This is a genomic window from Bacillus sp. FSL M8-0025, assembly GCF_037975475.1.
Lineage (GTDB): Bacteria > Bacillota > Bacilli > Bacillales > Bacillaceae > Bacillus > Bacillus subtilis.
On the sequence record NZ_CP150258.1, the window covers coordinates 526,792 to 546,311 of the forward strand.

Annotated in this window: 17 protein-coding genes and 1 pseudogene; 9 read left to right on the top strand and 9 right to left on the bottom strand. The window is 37.3% G+C overall.

Going from position 1 to position 19,520, the window contains the following annotated elements:
* Window positions 1-1,720 (bottom strand): annotated as a pseudogene (locus tag MKX38_RS02760) (T7SS effector LXG polymorphic toxin).
* A 480-nt stretch (window positions 1,721-2,200) separates the two neighbouring features.
* Here MKX38_RS02760 and MKX38_RS02765 point away from each other — a divergent pair.
* Together MKX38_RS02765 and MKX38_RS02770 are read left to right on the top strand one after the other, a co-directional pair.
* Entirely contained in the window at window positions 2,201-2,434 is a 234-nt protein-coding gene (locus MKX38_RS02765) for a helix-turn-helix transcriptional regulator (protein ID WP_029316771.1), read from the top strand.
* Window positions 2,431-2,784 (top strand): hypothetical protein, encoded by a 354-nt coding sequence (locus tag MKX38_RS02770; RefSeq protein ID WP_033883540.1) that lies wholly within the window; start codon window positions 2,431-2,433, stop codon window positions 2,782-2,784. Before MKX38_RS02765 ends, MKX38_RS02770 begins: the two co-directional genes overlap by 4 nt.
* A 431-nt stretch (window positions 2,785-3,215) precedes the next feature.
* Here the strand turns inward: MKX38_RS02770 and MKX38_RS02775 are convergent, their stop codons facing one another.
* A complete protein-coding gene (locus MKX38_RS02775; RefSeq protein ID WP_339188525.1) occupies window positions 3,216-4,244 on the bottom strand; it encodes a fatty acid desaturase in 1,029 nt (342 codons plus the stop codon).
* Window positions 4,245-4,952: 708 nt separating this feature from the next.
* On the opposite strand from MKX38_RS02775, the gene cspC reads away from it, so the two are divergent.
* On the top strand, window positions 4,953-5,153 hold the full coding sequence (gene cspC, locus MKX38_RS02780) for a cold shock protein CspC (RefSeq protein ID WP_003234247.1): 201 nt from the start codon (window positions 4,953-4,955) through the stop codon (window positions 5,151-5,153).
* Window positions 5,154-5,827: 674 nt separating this feature from the next.
* Here cspC and MKX38_RS02785 read toward each other — a convergent pair.
* The 3 genes from MKX38_RS02785 to MKX38_RS02795 form a co-directional block, all read right to left on the bottom strand.
* Window positions 5,828-6,289, bottom strand: a complete 462-nt coding sequence (locus tag MKX38_RS02785; protein WP_010886417.1) for a CarD family transcriptional regulator — start codon at window positions 6,287-6,289, stop codon at window positions 5,828-5,830.
* A 569-nt stretch (window positions 6,290-6,858) separates the two neighbouring features.
* On the bottom strand, window positions 6,859-7,743 hold the full coding sequence (locus MKX38_RS02790) for a DMT family transporter (protein ID WP_029317376.1): 885 nt from the start codon (window positions 7,741-7,743) through the stop codon (window positions 6,859-6,861).
* Between the two features lie 230 nt (window positions 7,744-7,973).
* Window positions 7,974-8,849 (bottom strand): AraC family transcriptional regulator, encoded by an 876-nt coding sequence (locus MKX38_RS02795; RefSeq protein ID WP_029317375.1) that lies wholly within the window; start codon window positions 8,847-8,849, stop codon window positions 7,974-7,976.
* Window positions 8,850-8,961: 112 nt separating this feature from the next.
* Between MKX38_RS02795 and MKX38_RS02800 the strand changes: the two genes are divergently transcribed.
* Window positions 8,962-9,921, top strand: coding sequence for a DMT family transporter (locus MKX38_RS02800; protein WP_015252746.1), 960 nt, complete (start codon window positions 8,962-8,964; stop codon window positions 9,919-9,921).
* Window positions 9,922-10,043: 122 nt separating this feature from the next.
* Here MKX38_RS02800 and MKX38_RS02805 read toward each other — a convergent pair whose 3' ends face one another.
* Window positions 10,044-10,922, bottom strand: a complete 879-nt coding sequence (locus MKX38_RS02805) for an AraC family transcriptional regulator (RefSeq protein ID WP_339188528.1) — start codon at window positions 10,920-10,922, stop codon at window positions 10,044-10,046.
* Between the two features lie 226 nt (window positions 10,923-11,148).
* On the opposite strand from MKX38_RS02805, the gene MKX38_RS02810 reads away from it, so the two are divergent.
* The 4 genes from MKX38_RS02810 (at window position 11,149) to MKX38_RS02825 (ending at window position 15,426) form a co-directional block, all read left to right on the top strand.
* Entirely contained in the window at window positions 11,149-12,537 is a 1,389-nt protein-coding gene (locus MKX38_RS02810) for a PLP-dependent aminotransferase family protein (RefSeq protein WP_044052628.1), read from the top strand.
* 109 nt (window positions 12,538-12,646) lie between these two features.
* Window positions 12,647-13,939: an MFS transporter gene (locus MKX38_RS02815; RefSeq protein WP_339189380.1), complete on the top strand. Its 1,293-nt coding sequence runs from the start codon at window positions 12,647-12,649 to the stop codon at window positions 13,937-13,939.
* 246 nt (window positions 13,940-14,185) lie between these two features.
* Window positions 14,186-14,560, top strand: a complete 375-nt coding sequence (locus tag MKX38_RS02820) for a hypothetical protein (protein ID WP_015715290.1) — start codon at window positions 14,186-14,188, stop codon at window positions 14,558-14,560.
* A gap of 272 nt (window positions 14,561-14,832) precedes the next feature.
* Window positions 14,833-15,426 (top strand): YdeI family protein, encoded by a 594-nt coding sequence (locus MKX38_RS02825; protein ID WP_019712427.1) that lies wholly within the window; start codon window positions 14,833-14,835, stop codon window positions 15,424-15,426.
* A 353-nt stretch (window positions 15,427-15,779) separates the two neighbouring features.
* Here the strand turns inward: MKX38_RS02825 and MKX38_RS02830 are convergent, their stop codons facing one another.
* Both MKX38_RS02830 and MKX38_RS02835 read right to left on the bottom strand, forming a co-directional pair.
* Window positions 15,780-16,439, bottom strand: a complete 660-nt coding sequence (locus MKX38_RS02830) for a hypothetical protein (protein WP_070548606.1) — start codon at window positions 16,437-16,439, stop codon at window positions 15,780-15,782.
* Window positions 16,440-17,230: 791 nt separating this feature from the next.
* Window positions 17,231-17,506, bottom strand: coding sequence for an HPr family phosphocarrier protein (locus MKX38_RS02835; RefSeq protein WP_014478952.1), 276 nt, complete (start codon window positions 17,504-17,506; stop codon window positions 17,231-17,233).
* A gap of 334 nt (window positions 17,507-17,840) precedes the next feature.
* Between MKX38_RS02835 and MKX38_RS02840 the strand changes: the two genes are divergently transcribed.
* The gene (locus MKX38_RS02840) at window positions 17,841-18,386 is read left to right on the top strand and encodes a TetR/AcrR family transcriptional regulator (RefSeq protein WP_014478954.1); all 546 of its coding nucleotides are present in this window, start codon (window positions 17,841-17,843) and stop codon (window positions 18,384-18,386) included.
* A gap of 142 nt (window positions 18,387-18,528) precedes the next feature.
* Here MKX38_RS02840 and MKX38_RS02845 read toward each other — a convergent pair whose 3' ends face one another.
* Window positions 18,529-19,392, bottom strand: a complete 864-nt coding sequence (locus tag MKX38_RS02845; RefSeq protein ID WP_317680724.1) for a DMT family transporter — start codon at window positions 19,390-19,392, stop codon at window positions 18,529-18,531.
* Window positions 19,393-19,520 lie beyond the last annotated feature (128 nt).

A 19,520-nucleotide genomic window follows, 5' to 3' on the forward strand; every position in this document is an offset into this window, starting at 1 on the left:
CTATTTTTCCGGATAGAATTGTCCTACTCTTCCTTTTTGAAAGCTACAACATATTGTTGACCCTCATATGATCCTCTAATTTGATAACTAAATTTAGTTCCTTTTTTCGTTAACTCTTCACGGTTTTGTTTCATAATTGATTCTATCGCATCTGCAACATCGTTAACAGTCATCTCTTTATTGAGAAAAGATTGTTGAGACTTAATTGAACCATCCCATAAATTAGGATGATGGCGCTCTAAAATATGCTTCATTCCTCGCTTATCAATGAGGAATGATTGTCCTCCAAAAGTGTATTTTCTGCTTTGGAAAGTTTTTAATTCGTTTACAATTTCATGCGGCTTAGCTTTCTTTAATCCTTGTACAGTAGACGAGGCCTTGAATATTTCAAGTGCAGAGTTTTTATAATTCTCTCCATCAATCACGTTAAAAGGAAAAGTCCCTGAACCACCAGCCATTGCATACTGTTGTTCAAAAACATTTGGTATTTTAACGTATTCAATGCCTTTTTTTATTCCTGCTTTTGAAGCTTCAAGTGCCTTAATTGCAGCAACTTTTGAACCGGCTTTTGCAACTTTGGATACTTTATCAATACCTTTCGGACCAACTATTGCAAGAACAACAGTACTGCCTACATAGGAAACCCATTTTGCTCTGCTGTAGCTATCTCCATTAATCATATCACGTTGAAATGTGTCTTCTATGTCTTTTGCTATGATCTTACAAGTATCGATTGGATGTAAGGCTGCGTTCATGTTCCAGAAAGCGTTTCAATCGGGTGTCTTGCAAGTTGATAGAGACCCATCACTGTATCTTTACCTGCTTCATACATTCCCATTGTAATACCTTTTCCAATTTCAGCTTTTTGTTGGAGTTCTTCGAGTTGGCGGAAATAAACTTGCTGCTCAGGTTCCAAATTCTCGTATCCTATTTTCTTCGCAATTTTTAAATACTCGTCTGGATCTGTTACCTTTACAAGCTGTCTTTTCAAATCTTTTATTTCGTGTTTTTTAGCTTCTTCTTTTTTGATCTTCAAATAAGCTTCAGATTGCTTCTCGATATCGCCTTTTTTCTTATGTATATCGCTCTCACGATATGCCTTGGCATTATAGTGAAGGGGGGGAGCGTTCTTGCCCTTACCTGTTGATTCCTGTAACTTTTGAAAGTCTGCTTTAATGAATTGTTCGTTAGGTTCAGTTATTGCATATTCAGTTTTTAAGTTTTCGTCCACATCGCATATTTTATCAACAGTCTTTTTCCGTTTGTTTTCGGCAGAAGAGAGCTCATCCTTAAAAGTCTCTGTTGAAAATAAATCAAGTGGAAGAATGTCATCGATATCATTCAGAATATCTTTCATTGCTTTCTTCTGCTCAGACATAATTTATTTTGATTTTTTATATGCGTTTGTTAGTTCATGTTCTAAGAAGGATTCCTCGATATATGCGTCAGATAAGCTGGCATCTTCTAAAACACCGGAGATACTAGTAAGGAAAGCGATCTTCATTTCAATTAAATCAATCCATTGATCAGTGACACCCACATGATCGTGATAAAAAGCTTTAATATTGTTTGCTCCCTTGCCAGAGAACTCACTGTCATCAAGATCGGCAACATCCTTAAATGCTTTTCTTAGCTTAATCATTTGATTTTTCAATTCTTTATAATCTTTTGCTCGGTTTTCAGCTTCAGATAACAAAGACTTAGCTTCAAATACCTTCATTGTCCAATCCTTTCAGTAAGTTTATATCTAAATATTACCATGGAATAGATATGAAGTTTAAGGGGTAGGGAACGAATCTTAGATCATTTGAACATAATGAGAGTTGGAGAAATATGAAGTAAGGGTGTTTTTTTGCTCACCAATTATTAACGTAAAGAGAAGTTAGAAAGTGTAATGAAAATATTCTTACATAATCAGTGATTCTGTATTCTTTTGTTTGCTCTACAACTTCAGCGCCTCAGAGTCATAACCAAGAATCATTGTTCTGTATGCGCCATCAAAACCGTGTTCTTTTAAAAATATAAATTACACTAGATCGAACCTGACGGAATCATGAATTTCGTCAGGTTCTTTCTGCATTCTGGTTCATGATTAAATCAAAGTAATCTAAGTAAACATAAAAGTATTTTATATTTTTGTATAAGTTTACTTTACTTTTATATAAGGTGGATTTATAATTTGGTTCAAGAGGTGATGGTCATGAAGAAAGATTTTGGTGATTCGATCTCAAATAAGGTTTATGAATATCGTGTACTTGCCAGATTGTCTCAGCAAGAATTAGCAAAGAAAGTCGGGGTTTCCAAACAAACCATCTTTGTAATGGAGAAAGGAAATTATGTTCCGACTCTGCTGTTAGCTTTTCGAATTGCCGAATTTTTCAAAGTGGATGTAAACGAGATTTTTACTTATGAGAAAGGAAATGATCAAAAATGAAAATGAATTCGATCACAGATACGATCACCAACGCAATTTTTTCTCCTTTAAAGTCCTGGGCTGAACATTCTCCGGGAAATTGGAATATTCTTATTGGCAGTGGGTTTGTATTGCTTGTAGTCGGATTGATTCTGACATTCGTATTTCTTAAAAAAATGGGTAAGGCTGACGAAAGAACAAATCAAATATCATTAAAAAGTGCCCTCTTTATGTTATATGGAGTAATTTTGTGCGACTTGATTTTCCCGAAAGAATATATGTGGCAAGTTTTCTTCTTATTTAAATATTCTCTTGCCTTATTAGCTTCAGGAATCTATCTAGCCGTTCGATATAAAAAAGATTTTTTGTGAATTCAATAACCGAGAAAGATAGTGTCTCTGAAGTTTTAATTGTTTTAGGAGAGGGAACGAATATGAAATCATTTTATAATGAGATTTGGAGAAGTGAGGAAGTGGGTTTTTGCTCACCAATTATTAACCATAATTCATACAACCTTATAGAAATGATGTAAAGTGGAGTTAGAAAGTGTAATGAAAACAAGCTTTCATAATCAATGATATGGATTTACAATGTTGAGGGCCCAGTGGGGGGAATAACCCGTAAAGTTCAAGTTCGCTCGGCCGCACCCCAATAATACCAAGGGTTTTACCATCTTTGGTGTTATTTTTTTGCGGAAAATACGGCTGTACCGCATTGTGGAGTCCACTAAAAAAGTGCTGACCTCTGCACAACATCGTTGCGCGAGTCTGCACTTTTATTCTGCGATTATGGTGAGTTTATTTTAATCCGTTGTTAGCCGCGCCGATACTTGGCTTTTAGAAGCTTTTTTTAAGTGGCTAAAACCAACAAATTTTTTGCCTTCTTCATCCCATAGGCGGAACTTTAACGATTTAAAGCTTGTTGCCAGTGTAATGGTCGGAACGTTTTGCAATGGTTTAGTGTTGTTATGCACTTTTTCAAGCTTATAGTTTGGGACTCTCGGGCTTAAATGATGAACATGATGAAAACCGATATTGCCTGTTAGCCACTGCATGACTTTTGGAAGCTTATAAAAAGAGCTTCCTTCAACTGCTGCTTTTACATATTCCCAATGCTCATCTTCTTCAAAATAAGAATCCTCAAACGTATGCTGAATATAAAACATCCAAATTCCGAGAGAGCCTGATATCATAAAAATCGGCACCTGAACCAGCAGGAAGTTTTGCCAGCCAATAGCCCAACATAAAAGTGCTGCCAAAGCGACGATCCCCAGGTTCGTTACATACGTATTCATCCGTTCTTTGCGTTTTGCCCCTTTTCGATTAAAACGATTGGCAATCCCGAAAACGTAAATCGGCCCAATAATAAACATAACAAACGGATTTCTGTACAATCGGTACATTATTTTTGTCTTAGTTGAGGCTTTCTTATATTCCTCAACCGTCAGTACCCAAATATCGCCTGTACCGCGTTTATCCAGGTTGCTGCTTGTCGCATGATGGACAGAATGGTCGTGTGCCCAATGATCAAACGGATGCAGAGTCAGAATTCCTGTTAATGTTCCAAGGATTCGATTCGCCTTTCTGTTCTTAAAAAAGGAATAGTGGCAGCAATCATGAAAGATGATGAAGGTTCTCACTAAAAAACCTGCCGCAACAACAGAAATCACTAATGTAAGGAAATAAGAAATCGACAAGCTCTTATATGCCAAACACCATAATAGGAAAAATGGTACCAATGTGTTAATGATTTGACAAATGCTTTTGTGTAAATCGGACTTTTCATAAGGTGTAACCAGTTTTCTCAAAGTCCTTAGGTTTTGTTCTTTCATATTAAAAAGTTTCCCCTTCCCTGGTGATCTTCTAAGTGTAGAAAACGTTTTATAGCCTTAGAAGGCCCAACGTTATACACCTCATATATGATAAGTATTCTTCCTATCCATCTGTAAAATTATTGGAAATAATAAACTGATTTCCAGTTTATTATTAGCAGAGTCAGCCGGGATACAAAAGGCGTATGAAGATTATACCCAGCACATTATCGGGTCAAACTCTCTCAATGCTCCCCCTTGGGGATCGATTTATTTGACCGTGAACATTGATTGTTTGAGGAAAAAAGGAATGAAGTAATGGGTATATCCATGAGTGACTGTTTGGAAACATCTGCAGAAACAAAGTTTTACAAGTGAACAGCCTTGTTTTTAAAAGATTATCTTGCACTTGAACAAGAAACAGCTGAGCTATTCATTAATGAAGTACTATTAAGCAAAGAAAGACACTCGTGATTCATTTTTCACGGTGTTTTCAAACCATAGTTTTTAATAGGCCTCTTATTCAGCGCTGGTATACACATGTTTAACAAATAATGCCATGAATAAATCGGAAATATTAATTTGCAGTTATTTCCGATTCCTGATATAATAAAGAAGAATTATTTTTGTTCGGTGTAAAGGATAGTATGAAGATTGACTTTTCGTCTTGATGATACTTTGGGCAAGGATAGTATATACTGTGTGGTTACACACTAGGAGGCAACAAAAATGGAACAAGGTACAGTTAAATGGTTTAATGCAGAAAAAGGTTTTGGTTTTATCGAACGCGAAAATGGAGACGATGTATTCGTACACTTTTCTGCAATCCAAAGTGACGGATTCAAATCTTTAGACGAAGGTCAAAAAGTATCGTTTGACGTTGAGCAAGGTGCTCGTGGAGCTCAAGCTGCTAACGTTCAAAAAGCTTAATCTTCAATCGTTTATACAAACAGGCTCTTTATATAGGGCCTGTTTTTTTATGTCTATATCATACTCAATAAAAAACCCTACTCAACGTTCGAGTAGGGAGATGCTACAAGGTATAGAAAAAGATTTAAAACTTCAAAGGTTTGTTTACAGTATAACATACTGGATTGACAATATGCGGAATGTATATAAATTATTTAATGTTTTGTTCAAATATAACTCTTTCTTTTTTCACGTTCGTTACTTTAAGTAAGATTAGATGAATTATAAAAATGGTTTCATCTAAATGTTATCAACTCGCATATCTCTTTTATGAGAAGAAGATAAACAATTATTATTCAATGTGGCAGTGGATTTAAGAAATTCTTAAAAATAATGAGGAGATCGATTGTTTTTTTCTCCTGGAAATAATCACTTAGAGATACCTAAAACAATGAAAGCCCTACCTCTCTTCCATCCTTACGGCTCCTTGTCCGTGCCAGTGTGAATCAGGATACTAAAAAAAGTGACTATTTTATTGAGTTTTTTGGTAAAACTTCAATCTTCGCAGAAGAAATGTAAATAATAAAAATGGATTAGAATGTAGGAATAACAAAAGAGGTCGTTAATGTTCTAAACATAAGTTGGAGAAGATTTGCTTTTCATCATAATATTCCGAAATATCTTTTGGGATGTATCTAACCAAAACTTTTTATTTGTTTTTCAGTGATTCCTTTAATTACTTCCAGTTCACTAATCAAAAATTCATATGCATTATCCAGCATTTTTTTTTCGCTTGCATTAAGTGCTTTTTCTTTCTTCATACGCATTAAATCACGTACAACTTCAGCGCCTTCTTGTATTTCACCTGTTTTTATTTTGTCCGTGTTTATTTTGTACCTTTGCTTCCATGGCAGTAACCTATCTGATTCTCCATGCTGAAAAATGTGCATAATGTGTTTTAATGCAAGTATATCGGTAACTGGTCGTATATTCGAACTCAATATTTTACTCGTTGGAATCATAACTGTCATATTACTGATTGACATTCTTATGACATAATACTGTTGTTTTTCCTCTAAGAATTCTTTTTCTTCTATGGCTTCAATTATACCTGCTCCGTGCATTGGATAAACAATGTTATCGCCAATTTGAAACATATCATCCACCTCCATATATGGTATCCTTCTTAAGATTACCATATATGGAGGTGTAATATCAAAATTTTAATAATAACATGATCGAATTTTTGATGTCAATAACTTTTTTGAAAAAACAGATCAAGCAAAAACAATAGGGAACGTGTCGGATTTCCAATCAGGAAAAGGTCAATTGATCCGTGTGAGCAGTTTTTCATTGGCTCAATGACATCACAGAAATGATTTGAGTAGAAATAAGAAGGAACGATATTTGTGAAATGTCAGCTAAAAATATTAAAAATACATGATTAAGTTCTAATTTCTTTATCGATTTGATATGGATAACGGCCCACTTACTTAATGATGCATTTTCACTTATCTTGCGAACAGAAAAAGGTTTGTTGATAAACATTTAGCCACCAAATTGGCATTATTATCAGGGAAATTGACAACCTTCAAATGGGTATTGAGGTGAGAAGAAAAATAAAGAAAGGAGAGATTATAAATGAAGACCAGAACATAAAGAAGTGAAGGGGAAAGAACAAGGTTAATTGAAAAGCAAACTATATAAAATAGTTTGCTTTTTTTTGTTATGACTTCACTTCTTTTTCTTTCTCTTTAATGACTAATAAAACACCGCTCAGAATTAAAAACGAACCTATCCAAAATGTCCCGCCTATTTGTTCTCCAAGCAGAATCCATCCGAGTAAGGTTCCAACCAGAGGCTGAAAAAAGAAAAAGAGGCCTCCACTTGAGGCATTTAATAATTGTAAGCCGTGGTTCCACAATAAAAATGCACAAGCTGTTGAAACAATTCCCAAATACAAAAGGCCACCTAGAATTTTAGGGTCAAGCAGTAGTGGCGTAAAAATCGTGCTAGGTTTTACAAAAGGAGTTAGTGCCACAATGGCCACAAAAGTTGAATACGTGGTAACAAGTATAGGCGAATAGCTGTTTGGCACGCGTTTGATAAGCACTGACATCAGTGCCCATGTAAGGGCTGCAACAAGCAGAGAAATACCGCCAAGCTGATTAGAGGTATCAATATGTCCGTTTCCAACAATAAATAATACGCCTGTGGTCGCTAAAATTATTGAAGTTCCTTTTTTTATATTCAATGGTTCTTTAAGTAATAGACGAGCAAAAATAACCATGAACGCTGGTGTGGAGGACGTAATAATTGCTCCCATTTGTGCTGAAGACAACATCGTTCCATATTCTTGTGTAACAATTGAAATGGTGTTGCCAACAATTCCAATGGCAACAATTAATAAAAGGTCGCGCTTATGAATTTTCCAAGATTGTTTCCTTATCAAACCAACAATAAGAAGCGCAAGGATGGCGATGACGTACCTGATCCAAACCAATTCAAAAGGCGGAATTACTGCGACAACAACCTTAACCACAACATACATGCCACCCCAGATACTAGCGGCTAAAGCTAAATATATAGAACCTAACAGGGTATTTTTCATTTTTTTGTTCCCTCCGTATTTAAAATTAGGTCAATAAATGCCCTAACGGAGAGAAGTAGTCACTTTACTCCATTAAGGGCGGAGAAGTGCTACTGGAACATCATTTTCAAATAGTGGAGCTAAAAACATGTTATGATCACCTCGATTTTCAAGAATGACTATCATTATACAATGTTGGTTTTAAAGCCGTAAACATCTTAAGAGGACTCCGTTTATTAATAGAATAAACTTTATGAATTCATTTTTTTGTATGATAATGGCGTCATATTCATCGCTTGTTGAAATTTACTTATGAAATAACTGGTACTGTTAAATCCAACTTGATAAGACACTTCTGTCACATTGGATTCAGGGTGTTGCAGTAATAATAAGCTTTTTTGAATTCTATAATCCATTACATAACGTAATGGCGTCTTATTCAGCATTCGTTTAAAATAACGGCAGCATTCAGAACGGCTCAGTTGGCCAGCTTTTGCAATGTCCTCTAATGTGATTTTTTCAGCATAATGGAGATGGATCCAGTTTAACATTTGTTTCATTCGATGACTTTTTATCATTTCAGATTGATCGTACTCTAATTGAAAACCATTAACGACCAGGTTTTTCCACATTAACGTTAATTGCATCGTAATGTCAATCTCATAGAGCGATGTCTTTTGTTGAATCAATTGATTTATTTTTTTAACAGCATCTAGAATATTTTTTGCCCACTGTTGATTTCCAGCCAAAAATAAATAGGGCAAATTGGTTGAAAACATATAGGGCTGAACATAGCTTGAATACAGTTCCTGAGATAAAACGAAATGGGGTGACACATTCAAGCAAATATACGTACAATCCGAGCCTTCCTTTTCTTCGGCCATGTGCAGGTAGCCGCTATTGATAAATAATCCATCCCCTTCGTGAACCTCTATTTTTTCTTCATTTATTTGAAAGAGAGCTATCCCTTTTAGTATCAAAACAAATTGGATTTCATCATGCCAATGAAGCGGAATATAGCCATTTATATTTTGATTGATCGTTGTCTTGTAGCAGGCAACTGGCAATTCTACCGTTCGGTGCTCTGTTAATTCTTTTAAATTTTGATCGATCACAAAATTCTTCATTCTGACTTCACACCTCAATATATTTATATTTTTTCATTCAATTTGAGTATTTTTTATCATGTTTTGCATTTATTATAACACTATTATTATATTTATTAGTGAGGAGTCATGTATGAATACTTCCAATAGAAGAATGGGATTGTTCTATGTTATCACAGGGGCGACATGTTGGGGGATTGGAGGCACAGTAGCCAAAAAACTTTTTCAAGAATATCAAATTGATGTCAATTGGCTTGTAACGACACGCTTGCTTACTGCTGGAATGTTACTTTTAATGCTGCAACTGTTCAGAAAGGATCGGTCTCAGGTTATTGAGGTTTGGAGAAACAAAGCGTCGGCTGGCCAGCTTCTTATTTTTGGCCTATTGGGAATGCTAGCTGTGCAGTACACATATATGGCATCCATTCAACATGGGAATGCTGCCGTTGCTACATTATTGCAATATTTATCCCCAGTAATCGTCATTATCTACACGCTTTTGCGAAAACAAACGGTTCTTACCAAACAAGATATCATTACTGTTGTACTTGCTTTAGTGGGTTGCTTTTTTTTGTTAACAAATGGTTCAATGTCTCAACTTTCAGTGCCGGCAGCTGCAGTAGTATGGGGAGTTTTATCAGGATTCGCGGCAGCTTTTTATACTTTGTATGCCGTTGGTTTATTAAATAAATTTGATTCTCTTGTCGTTGTAGGTTGGGCTATGATTATTGGCGGTTTTGCATTGGGTTTTATCCATCCGCCATGGCAACTGGATTTTCAACGATTAACTGCTGAGGCGTATGCATATATTTTATTTGTGATATTATTTGGAACAATGATTGCGTTCTGGTTCTTCATAAAAAGCTTGGAAAGCCTCTCTCCAAAAGAAACAAGCCTACTAGGCAGTCTAGAGCCTCTATCAGCTGTTGTAACAACTGTCGTTTGGTTAAAAGCGCCATTTGGTTCTTTTCAATGGATTGGTGCTATTTGTATTATAGGGATAACTTTAATATTGGCTTTACATAAAGAGCCTTCTATGGAGAGTGAAAAATCGATATTAAAGATTAGGAATCATGCAAATCGGGATATATAGGGGCTTTTTTTGCTTACATGACCGGTCCGACAATGAAAAACACTGGTGGAGTTTGAGCCCTCTCGGCAATATCAAAAAGACCAAGGGTTTTGACGCCCTTGGTATTTTTTCTTCAAGAACCTTCAATTTTTCTTTTTTGTAATTGGTATCCAAATTTCACTTTTAAAAGATGGTGATGTTACATCCTTATGCTCGTTCCACAATATTTCTGGACCTTCTATTTGTTCGTAATTTGACGATGGAAACCATTCGGAATAAATGCGTCCCCATACTTCTTGCAGTGTATCCAGAAATGCCCCGATTGATTCGAATACAGCCCATGTTGAGGCAGGAACTTCAAGCCGTAAGAAATTATCTGGACACTGTTTCGTTGTGGCTGCGCCAATATAGTGATCGAGCTCTCCGTTTTCCTCTGTCCGACCTTCAGAAAAATTGGTGGATGCACTAATGAGGCCTGATGGTGCTACATTAGAAAGCTCTTTTAGTTTATTTATTGCTTTTTCATCTAAACTTTCCCACATAGATGCAATCTCCGGATTAATCCCTTTAAAAATAATAGGAACTCTTTTTTTAATGCCAACGATGCGAAATGCCTCTTTTTCTTCAATACGGTAGTTCATTTCATTTCCTCCTTTAATTGTTAGCTGGAAGGTCATTCGTGGATAAGCTTTAAGGGAATGGCCATTAAGTCTGGCTTTTGATGGGTTTATGCCATGTAAATTTTGGAATGCCCGTGCAAAAGAATCAGGTGAGTTATAACCGTACTTTATTGCAATATCAATCACTTTTACATTGCTGTCTTTCAGTTCAAAAGCTGCAAGAGTAAGACGTCTGCGACGAATATATTCCGATAATGAAATACCTGCAAGGAAGGAAAACATCCTTTTAAAATGATATTCAGAGCAGAAAGCAAGCTTTGCTGCCTCTTGAAAATCAATATCATTAGTGAGGTTTTCTTCAATATACTTTAACGCCCTATTCATACTTTTAAGCAAATCCATTTATTTGGCCTCCTTTAACCAAAGAATAACAGGAGTGAAATGTATTTATCCGACATTCTGTGCACAGTTTTGCAGGATGACTTATATGAAATAAAGTAAGTGATTCACTTGTATTTGTACAGGTTTTATTGAAGCATGCTGTTCATAAAAAGGCATCAATAAAAGAAAGTTATAATTGTCTTATAAACGGCACATTCATATAATTGAGTGAAAAAGGATGCGTATCATGCCTATCAATTCTTTTGAAAATTATCCGATGAGCTGGAAGCCATCGATTGATAAAGCTGAAAAGCCTATTTATAAAGCACTTGCAGGGCAATTGGAACAGGATATTTTAAACGGAGTTTTATTACCTGGAACAAAACTTCCTCCGCAACGAGAATTGGCTGATTATTTAGATTTAAATGTGAGTACGATTTCCAAAGCATTTAAAGTGTGTGAGTTAAAGGGGCTGCTGAGTGCGACTGTAGGGAGCGGCACATTTGTATCGTATGATGCGTTGTCGAATGCGTATTTACTTGAGGATACAAAGCCGACACATTTAATTGAAATGGGAGCAATACTTCCAGATCACGCTTCATATGAGCCCTTGTTACACCAACTGAAAAACATGATTCAGGAGGAGGATTATGAAAAATGGTTTAGCTACGGCCGGGCAGGCGAAAGCCTTTGGCAAAAAGATGCAGCTGTAAAGCTCATCCAAAGAGGCGGATTTGAAACATCCGTTGATCACATTTTATTTGCAAATGGAGGGCAAAATGCGATTGCAGCGACATTGGCGAGTCTTTGTAAGCCTGGAGACCGCATCGGAGTTGACCATCATACGTACCCTGGTTTAAAAACTGTTGCATCATTGCTTAGTGTGCAAATCGTACCGATAAAATCAGAGAACGATGAAATGAGTCCGGAGTCACTTGAATATGCGTGTAAAAATGAAAATATTAAAGGTTTGTATTTAATCCCGGATTATCATAATCCGACGACTTCCTTTATGTCTGTTGAGAATCGAAGAATGGTTGCAGACATTGCAAAGAAATATAATCTATTTGTTATTGAGGATGCATCGTACCATCTTCTCAACAAAAATCCGCTTCCGGCACTCGCCTCATTCGCACCGCAACAGGTTATCCATGTTGCAAGTTTATCAAAATCGTTAGCGCCAGGCCTGCGTTTGGCTTATGTAGCAGTGCCGAGACAATATAAGGAGCCAATATCAAAGGCGCTTTATAATTTAAATATAACCGTGTCCCCGCTATTAGCTGAACTTACTGCTCGCACGATTGTATCAAATCAATTTGAAGTCTTAATTGAAAGTCATCGTGAACAAACCATTCGCAGAAATCAACTCGTAAACCGATATGTTGCGGGATATACATGTTTAGGTGTTGAAACAGGCATTTTTCGTTGGTTGATGTTACCGGGTAAAATAACAGGCGCTCAATTTGAAGAGTTGGCTGCTCGACATGGCGTTCAAGTGTATGCGGCTGAACGCTTTGTAGTAGGCAATAGTTGTCCTGAAAGGGCTGTAAGGGTTTCTGTCTGTGCACCAAAAACACTTGAAGAGCTTGAACAAGGATTAATGATCCTGAGACGTTTGCTAGACGATCTTACCTAATATTGTTTGCCATACAATTAAGACATTGTATGGCTTTTTTGTGCGTGTTATGATGATCCACATCTAGAGGGAGGTTTATACAAAATTGGCTTTTAGAAAGGAAGGTCAGATGATGTTAGACAAGGACAGCGTAAAAGCAATAGATGTTCAAACTGCTTCATTACAAAGCTACATCAGTTCACCAGAAAAACAAAAATCGTTATACAAGCGTACACTATTCGTTGTGAGTATCTCACAAATTTTTGGCGGTGCGGGGCTGGCGGCAGGAGTGACTGTCGGTGCGCTTATTGCACAGCAAATGCTTGGCACTGATGCGTTTGCTGGTCTGCCTTCTGCGTTATTTACTTTAGGGTCAGCAGGATCTGCATTAATTGTTGGAAGACTTTCTCAACGTTATGGCCGTCGAACAGGTCTTTCGGCTGGCTTTATGATTGGCGGACTTGGAGCAATAGGCGTTATTATGGCAGCAATCATAAATAGTATTTTCTTGTTATTTATTTCGTTGCTTATTTACGGTGCAGGTACAGCCACTAATTTACAGGCCCGTTATGCTGGTACAGACTTAGCAAATCATAAGCAGCGAGCGACTGCTGTTAGTATTACGATGGTTTTTACTACATTTGGCGCAGTGGCAGGTCCAAGCTTAGTGAATGTGATGGGGGATTTCGCTCTTTCTATTGGTGTTCCATCACTTGCTGGCCCTTTCATTTTAGCCGCAGCAGCATATATTTTAGCAGGTGTGGTCCTTTTCATTATGCTTCGTCCAGATCCATTAGTTATAGCAAAAACAATAGAAGCGGCAAATGAAGAGCCTGGTGATAAAGGACATTTGGCGGCAACTGAGCATACAGAAAACAAAAAAGGGATAATCGTTGGGGCAACAGTTATGGTTCTTACCCAAATAGTAATGGTAGCTATTATGACAATGACACCGGTTCATATGAGACATCATGGGCATGACTTGGGGGCAGTAGGGCTTGTTATTGGTTTTCATATAGGTGCTATGTATCTCCCTTCACTGGTTACAGGTGTTCTTGTAGATAGGTTGGGACGTACCGCAATGGCTATTTCCTCTGGAACAACGTTGCTTTTGGCAGGTGTAATAGCAGCATTTGCTCCGGGAGATTCTATGGTTCTTCTCGTCATTGCTCTTTCTTTACTCGGATTAGGGTGGAATTTTGGTTTGATAAGCGGGACTGCCCTTATTGTAGATTCAACTGATAGTGCCACACGAGCTAAAACGCAGGGGACAGTGGATGTTCTGATTGCGTTGTCAGGAGCTGCTGGCGGAGCATTATCTGGAATGATTGTGGCAGGGTCAAGTTACCTAGCATTATCATTTACTGGAGGGATGTTGTCCTTATTACTCATTCCAGTGGTGGTATGGTTTAGGGGACGATAAAGGATAGGATTGTTTAATTTACATTAATTTGTTATATTGTTAGATAAAGTCTATTGCGTCGTCTAATAATCTAACTAACTATAGTTGCTCCATTAAATCTAAATCAGCAATTTTGGTATAAAGATTTGTGACCAGGATTCCTTATAGCTGTGTCACTCACTGCATATTCTTTAATTGAATCACATAAAATGGTTATCGGATTTGAAAAAGGCAGGATTACTCGCTTTAGGTAAAGGAGTCATCACGTTGTTAAAAAGGTTTTCTCTTGTTTTTGTTACACTAATGATGTCTATCGTTGTTGTTTTAGCGGCCGCTAAAGAGTCGCCTGGAGATTATGTCATCTCATTTGATGAACCTATTATCTTGATGATCTCAATTGGAATCGTTGTATTTTTATTTATCCCTCCATTAGTCATGTCCTTTTTTGGCAATTTGGTTGTAAGAATAATATCTGGTGTATACCAATGTTTTATCGTTTTCACTTTTCTGGGGCTCATTCCAATTGGATTTCTTATTCCCAATGGCTTTTTGACAATTCTAGTTTCTATTGCAGGAACTTTAGTCAGTATAGCTAGTGTTGCCGTAACCTTATGCATTGGCAAGAATAAAAAAGATATATAATCATCGAACTGTTATTTTTTCAGATTGTCAGTGAAATAATTATACAAAAAGAGAAGGCTTGTGGGCCTTCTCTTTTTATGTTGTGGACATGGATATAGCCTATGATATTTTTTGTTGTTGCATCATCCCCACTTTAAGCTTAATCTATTGAATAATAAGAGAAGGAACCTATAGAAGAATAAAATAAATAACGAGATGTCAAAAATAAAACTGGACTTCATTATTATCAATTCACGTAAATGTAAAAAGCTTGGAAAGAGGGGAATTCTTTCATGACAAATAGCAGAACGAATCCGAAGGTTGATGAATTTTTAAGTAAAGCGAAAAAGTGGAAGGAAGAATTTGAGAAGTTGAGAACCATCATTCTTGACTGTGAGCTGACTGAAGATTTTAAGTGGATGCATCCTTGTTACACATACAATAATAAAAATGTCGTCTTAATACATGGGTTTAAAGAATATTGTGCGCTTCTGTTTCACAAAGGCGCCTTATTACAGGATACCGATGGAATTCTCATTCAACAAACGGAGAATGTACAGGCGGCGCGCCAGATTCGGTTTACAAATGTTCAGGAAATAAATGAGCTAGAAAACATTTTGAAAGCCTATATTCACGAAGCCATTGAAGTTGAAAAAGCCGGTTTGAAAGTGGATGTTAACAAAAATATTGAATTGAACATTCCTGAAGAACTTCAAAATAAATTCGATGAAATCCCTGCCTTGAAAACTGCTTTTGAAGCATTGACCCCGGGACGGCAAAGAGCATACACTCTTTATTTTTCTCAAGCCAAACAATCCAAAACCCGAGAATCGAGAGTCGAAAAATATGTGCAAAAAATTCTCGATGGAAAGGGATTAAAGGATTAGGCACGCCAAGGTTCAGGCTAAAGGAATAGCATCATAGCGTAATAAGATCATTTCTATAGAAGAAAAACAAGCATAGTAAGATGCTTGTTTTTTCTTAGGACAACATTCACTTACTGCTGAAATGCTTCTTTTGATTAACATTGTATGCCACTAGACAGCGTTATAAAATATTAATGCAACACCTAGAAATAGCTCAATGGTACGGCTCATCACATTTAGAATGCCTAGGAGAACTAATAGAACCGGAAGATTTTTCAGCAAGTTACTGCACTTCAAACTTTGTTTTTATATTAATATATCTTATTTCCTTATTAACCATTGTATTTAGTCAGGTACAGACAAACGAATACTGATTAATGAATCATCATGATATCAATGAGCCGCTTGATTTTTTCATTGTCACCTGTATCAACATACACTGTTTTTCTGTTTTTTATGATATTCTCAGTCACTTCCCTCATGACGCCTTTTTCTACATCATCAGCAGAATCCCATCGTAAAGGCACATTATATACATGAATCGTGCCATCCCCATTGCCATGATAAGTGACTGATCCATCCACTAAACGAGAACCTGCTAACTGGGTTACATCTTCTGGATAGCTGGCACTTGTATCATCATTAGGATTAATTGGCTCGCCAGCCGAAATATGTCGAACATTTAATTCATCTATCTCTTGATTAGGTCCGAGTTGAAGCCAAACTCTGGCATATTCGATTTTTTCCGAAGAGTATGCTGCCAATACATTGTCTTCTTTGCTTTTCTCTTCTGCTGAAGAGGTATCATTTGCAGCTTTTGTTGCGGATTCTTCTGATTCTGTTATTGGCTCCGCTTCATCCTTGCGTATTTTGGTGCTCTCTTCAGGCTCAGTGTGTTTTTCGTCAGATTGTACAGCAGAAGCTTGATTTGAAGGTTGTTGTGCTTCTCCATTCTTACTGTCCGTACATCCAGCAAGCAAAATCATAAGCAGCAGGGCAGTATTGCAATAACATATCTTTCTGCGTTTCTTCATTTTTTCATTCCTCTCTATTAATTCAGGTCAGCTTCATATATAAGTTTATGTATCTAAATATTACCATGGAATAGATAGGATGATATTGAAAACTGTTTAAGAAGAGGAAACGATCTTGAATAGCATCGCGAAAACTTAAGAATTCTTAAGAAGTTTTGCCCCTTTTTCTGTGTTTTCAAGCGGGAACATGATGAAGCATTTAGAACGTAAATATCCAGAGTTGAAAAAATTATTGGAGACTTACAATTATAAGTTTTTGGCGCTGGGGATGATTTGTCCAATAGCTCCAACAGATGTCGTTTGTTTTTTATCGGCAGCTGTAGGAATCAAGTATACCACTTACATTTTAACGGTTATCGTTACGAATATCCCTTTATTGATATTTTCGAGTTTCATTGTGATCAATTTTAGTGAGTCATTAATGGGAACTGTATTGGTTGTCGCATCATTTGTTTTGGTTTCTATTGTATCCATTAAAATGTGGAACACCCTTAAACATAAACGGAGCACATAGAAATGCCACGAGACTAACCATTTATAGCTTATAAGCACCTGTAGAGATTTAAGTTCTTTCGGTATCCAATAATACCAAGGGTATAACTGCCCTTGGTATTATGTTCTGCTGCACATATATAAACCCTCCATTTTCGTTTGTAGATCCTTTTTAATTTTTGTATTTTAGGTTGAATGATCACCTGAAGAAAAATGAACGCATGATCTGAAAAGCTGTTTTGTCGCAAAATAAATAAATCAACCAACGATAACAATCTCGCTACTACGATAGATTTTGATTACTGTATATAATCGTTTTTTAGTAAATGCTCTTTCATTTTTTGAATTGCCTTCGCTTCGTCGGCTCCATGAGCGTATATATGTATTTCGGTTCCTGGTTTAATTCCTAAATCCATAATGTCCATGATGGCTTTTGGCGCTTGTTTGAGGTTAACAGTTTTCCCTTGGTATTCAAGAAAAATATCTGATGTAAACCGATGAGCTATACTGACTAACAGGGTAGCTGGTCGCGCAAACCCTGTTTCCTTAATGATCGTAAATTGTCTTTTAATCATTCTTCACCTCATTAAAGTCTGCCTCTTGACGGATTTATAGTTGGGTTGCAGATCAAATTTGAATTTAGAGTACCTTTAGGATAAGTGATCTAATTTCATCATTTTCTCTGCATTTTGAAATAACACCCTTTCTTTGTGTTTACAAAATAATTCTCAACTAACTAAAATGGACAATGACTTCATTCGAGAAAAAAGCATGATTCACTAATCAACATTTGTTTATTATTGTAAATAAAAACTTGGTGTGTACAATGGTTACATTCAGGCGATTTGTTGATTATTCAACATTCCACTCTAAATTGTTGATTATCTTAAGAAAGTTTGGTGAAAAGCTATGTCCAAAGTGGATAGAAGAATAACCAAAAGCCAAGAGGCTATTAAAATAGCTCTGATTGAGCTGATGACTGAAAAAAGTTTTGATCATATTACGATTAAGGAAATTTCTGAAAGGGCAAATGTAAACCGGGGAACAATCTATCTTCATTACTTAGATAAATTTGATCTATTAGAAAAAATTATGGAAGAGCATATAAACAATATGGGGGATTTTTGTGAGTCGGCAGCTGAAATGGACTGGATTGAATCGACTGTACACTGCATGGAATACCTTGAGAGTAATTATTTATTCTTTTCGACGATGTTAGCCAGTGAAGGCGCTCGATATTTTCGCAGTCAGTTCCTTAAGTTTAATATCGAAGAGTTCAGGAAAGATGTAGATGTAACGAAAGGCAAGAATTACGGCCAAAGTGAAGATGTCATTGTTGAATTTATAGCAAATGCTTACGTAGGGGTAGTGGAATGGTGGTTAAAAAACGAAATGCCTTATCCGCCTCGTGTCATGGCAGAAAAAGTGGGGGAGTTATTAGAGCGGATTTTATAATGGAGGTAGGAAATGGGTGTTGACTTATTTGTCTAGGCGGGAGATTCAAGTCTCCTCGATCGCATACAAAATACCAAGGGTTGCTGGCCCTTGGTATTTTTATACCTTCATGCATTTTTGAAGTTTACGATAAAGGTCTGCCTTACTTTGCAAATCGCCGAGCTGCTGCAACGCACATGATAACGGCGATATTTACTGCTACGAGTGCCCAGCCCACTTTCTCGTGCAGAATCACTGAGGCAAGCAGCAGTCCAAAAAAAGGCTGGAGAAGCTGGAGCTGCCCAACCGCCGCAATTCCCCCTTGGGCAAGACCTCGATACCAGAACACGAAGCCAATCAGCATGCTGAATAAGGATACATATGCAAGACTGAGCAGCGCGGGAACGTCGATCGCCGACCATGAGTCCGGCGTAAAAAAGAACGACAATGGCAGCATAAGAGGAAGCGACAGAACGAGTGCCCATGAGATCACCTGCCAATTCCCCAGACGCCGTGAAAGTTTGGCCCCTTCTGCATAACCGAGACCGCATACGACAATAGAAGCCAGCATGTACGCGTCGCCAAGCGGGGATGAACCTCCCCCCTGAATGAGGGCGAAACCTGCTACTAACAAGCTGCCGGCAGCTGAGAAAATCCAGAAGACGGGCCGAGGGCGTTCACCCCCGCGCAGTACGCCGAAGACTGCCGTTGCGAGTGGAAGAAGTCCAATGAAGACAATGGCGTGTGCGGATGTGACATGCTGAAGCGCTAAAGCTGTCAGCAACGGGAAACCAATCACTACGCCAAACGCTACCACTAATAATGAAATGAGGTCTCTTTTGGCAGGATGCTGCTGCCGGAAGATGAGAAGGAGACCTCCCGCCAGTACACCAGCTATCGCAGCACGGCAAACGGTGAGAAATAACGGATCGAAGTCTGACACAGCCAAACGGGTCGCAGGCAGCGAGCCGCTGAAAATGAGTACGCCTATAAAACCATTTATCCAGCCATTTGTTGTTTTGTTCATTATAATCACTCCACATATCTTTCTTGTTCATTGTCTGTATTTTCTTAACAAAACCAGCAGCTAAGGATTACAATGACTATAAACTGGAATTGGCCTTTTTTAAACGGCCAGTTTTCATAAAAAAATGC

Excerpts from the sequence above, each read along its gene's own strand:
- MKX38_RS02765 (WP_029316771.1), top strand. The coding sequence starts at position 2,201 with ATGAAGAAAGATTTTGGTGATTCGATCTCAAATAAGGTTTATGAATAT.
- MKX38_RS02770 (WP_033883540.1), top strand. The coding sequence starts at position 2,431 with ATGAAAATGAATTCGATCACAGATACGATCACCAACGCAATTTTTTCT.
- MKX38_RS02775 (WP_339188525.1), bottom strand. The coding sequence starts at position 4,244 with ATGAAAGAACAAAACCTAAGGACTTTGAGAAAACTGGTTACACCTTAT.
- cspC (WP_003234247.1), top strand. The coding sequence starts at position 4,953 with ATGGAACAAGGTACAGTTAAATGGTTTAATGCAGAAAAAGGTTTTGGT.
- MKX38_RS02785 (WP_010886417.1), bottom strand. The coding sequence starts at position 6,289 with ATGTTTCAAATTGGCGATAACATTGTTTATCCAATGCACGGAGCAGGT.
- MKX38_RS02790 (WP_029317376.1), bottom strand. The coding sequence starts at position 7,743 with ATGAAAAATACCCTGTTAGGTTCTATATATTTAGCTTTAGCCGCTAGT.
- MKX38_RS02795 (WP_029317375.1), bottom strand. The coding sequence starts at position 8,849 with ATGAAGAATTTTGTGATCGATCAAAATTTAAAAGAATTAACAGAGCAC.
- MKX38_RS02800 (WP_015252746.1), top strand. The coding sequence starts at position 8,962 with ATGAATACTTCCAATAGAAGAATGGGATTGTTCTATGTTATCACAGGG.
- MKX38_RS02805 (WP_339188528.1), bottom strand. The coding sequence starts at position 10,922 with ATGGATTTGCTTAAAAGTATGAATAGGGCGTTAAAGTATATTGAAGAA.
- MKX38_RS02810 (WP_044052628.1), top strand. The coding sequence starts at position 11,149 with ATGCCTATCAATTCTTTTGAAAATTATCCGATGAGCTGGAAGCCATCG.
- MKX38_RS02815 (WP_339189380.1), top strand. The coding sequence starts at position 12,647 with ATGATGTTAGACAAGGACAGCGTAAAAGCAATAGATGTTCAAACTGCT.
- MKX38_RS02825 (WP_019712427.1), top strand. The coding sequence starts at position 14,833 with ATGACAAATAGCAGAACGAATCCGAAGGTTGATGAATTTTTAAGTAAA.
- MKX38_RS02830 (WP_070548606.1), bottom strand. The coding sequence starts at position 16,439 with ATGAAGAAACGCAGAAAGATATGTTATTGCAATACTGCCCTGCTGCTT.
- MKX38_RS02835 (WP_014478952.1), bottom strand. The coding sequence starts at position 17,506 with ATGATTAAAAGACAATTTACGATCATTAAGGAAACAGGGTTTGCGCGA.
- MKX38_RS02840 (WP_014478954.1), top strand. The coding sequence starts at position 17,841 with ATGTCCAAAGTGGATAGAAGAATAACCAAAAGCCAAGAGGCTATTAAA.
- MKX38_RS02845 (WP_317680724.1), bottom strand. The coding sequence starts at position 19,392 with ATGAACAAAACAACAAATGGCTGGATAAATGGTTTTATAGGCGTACTC.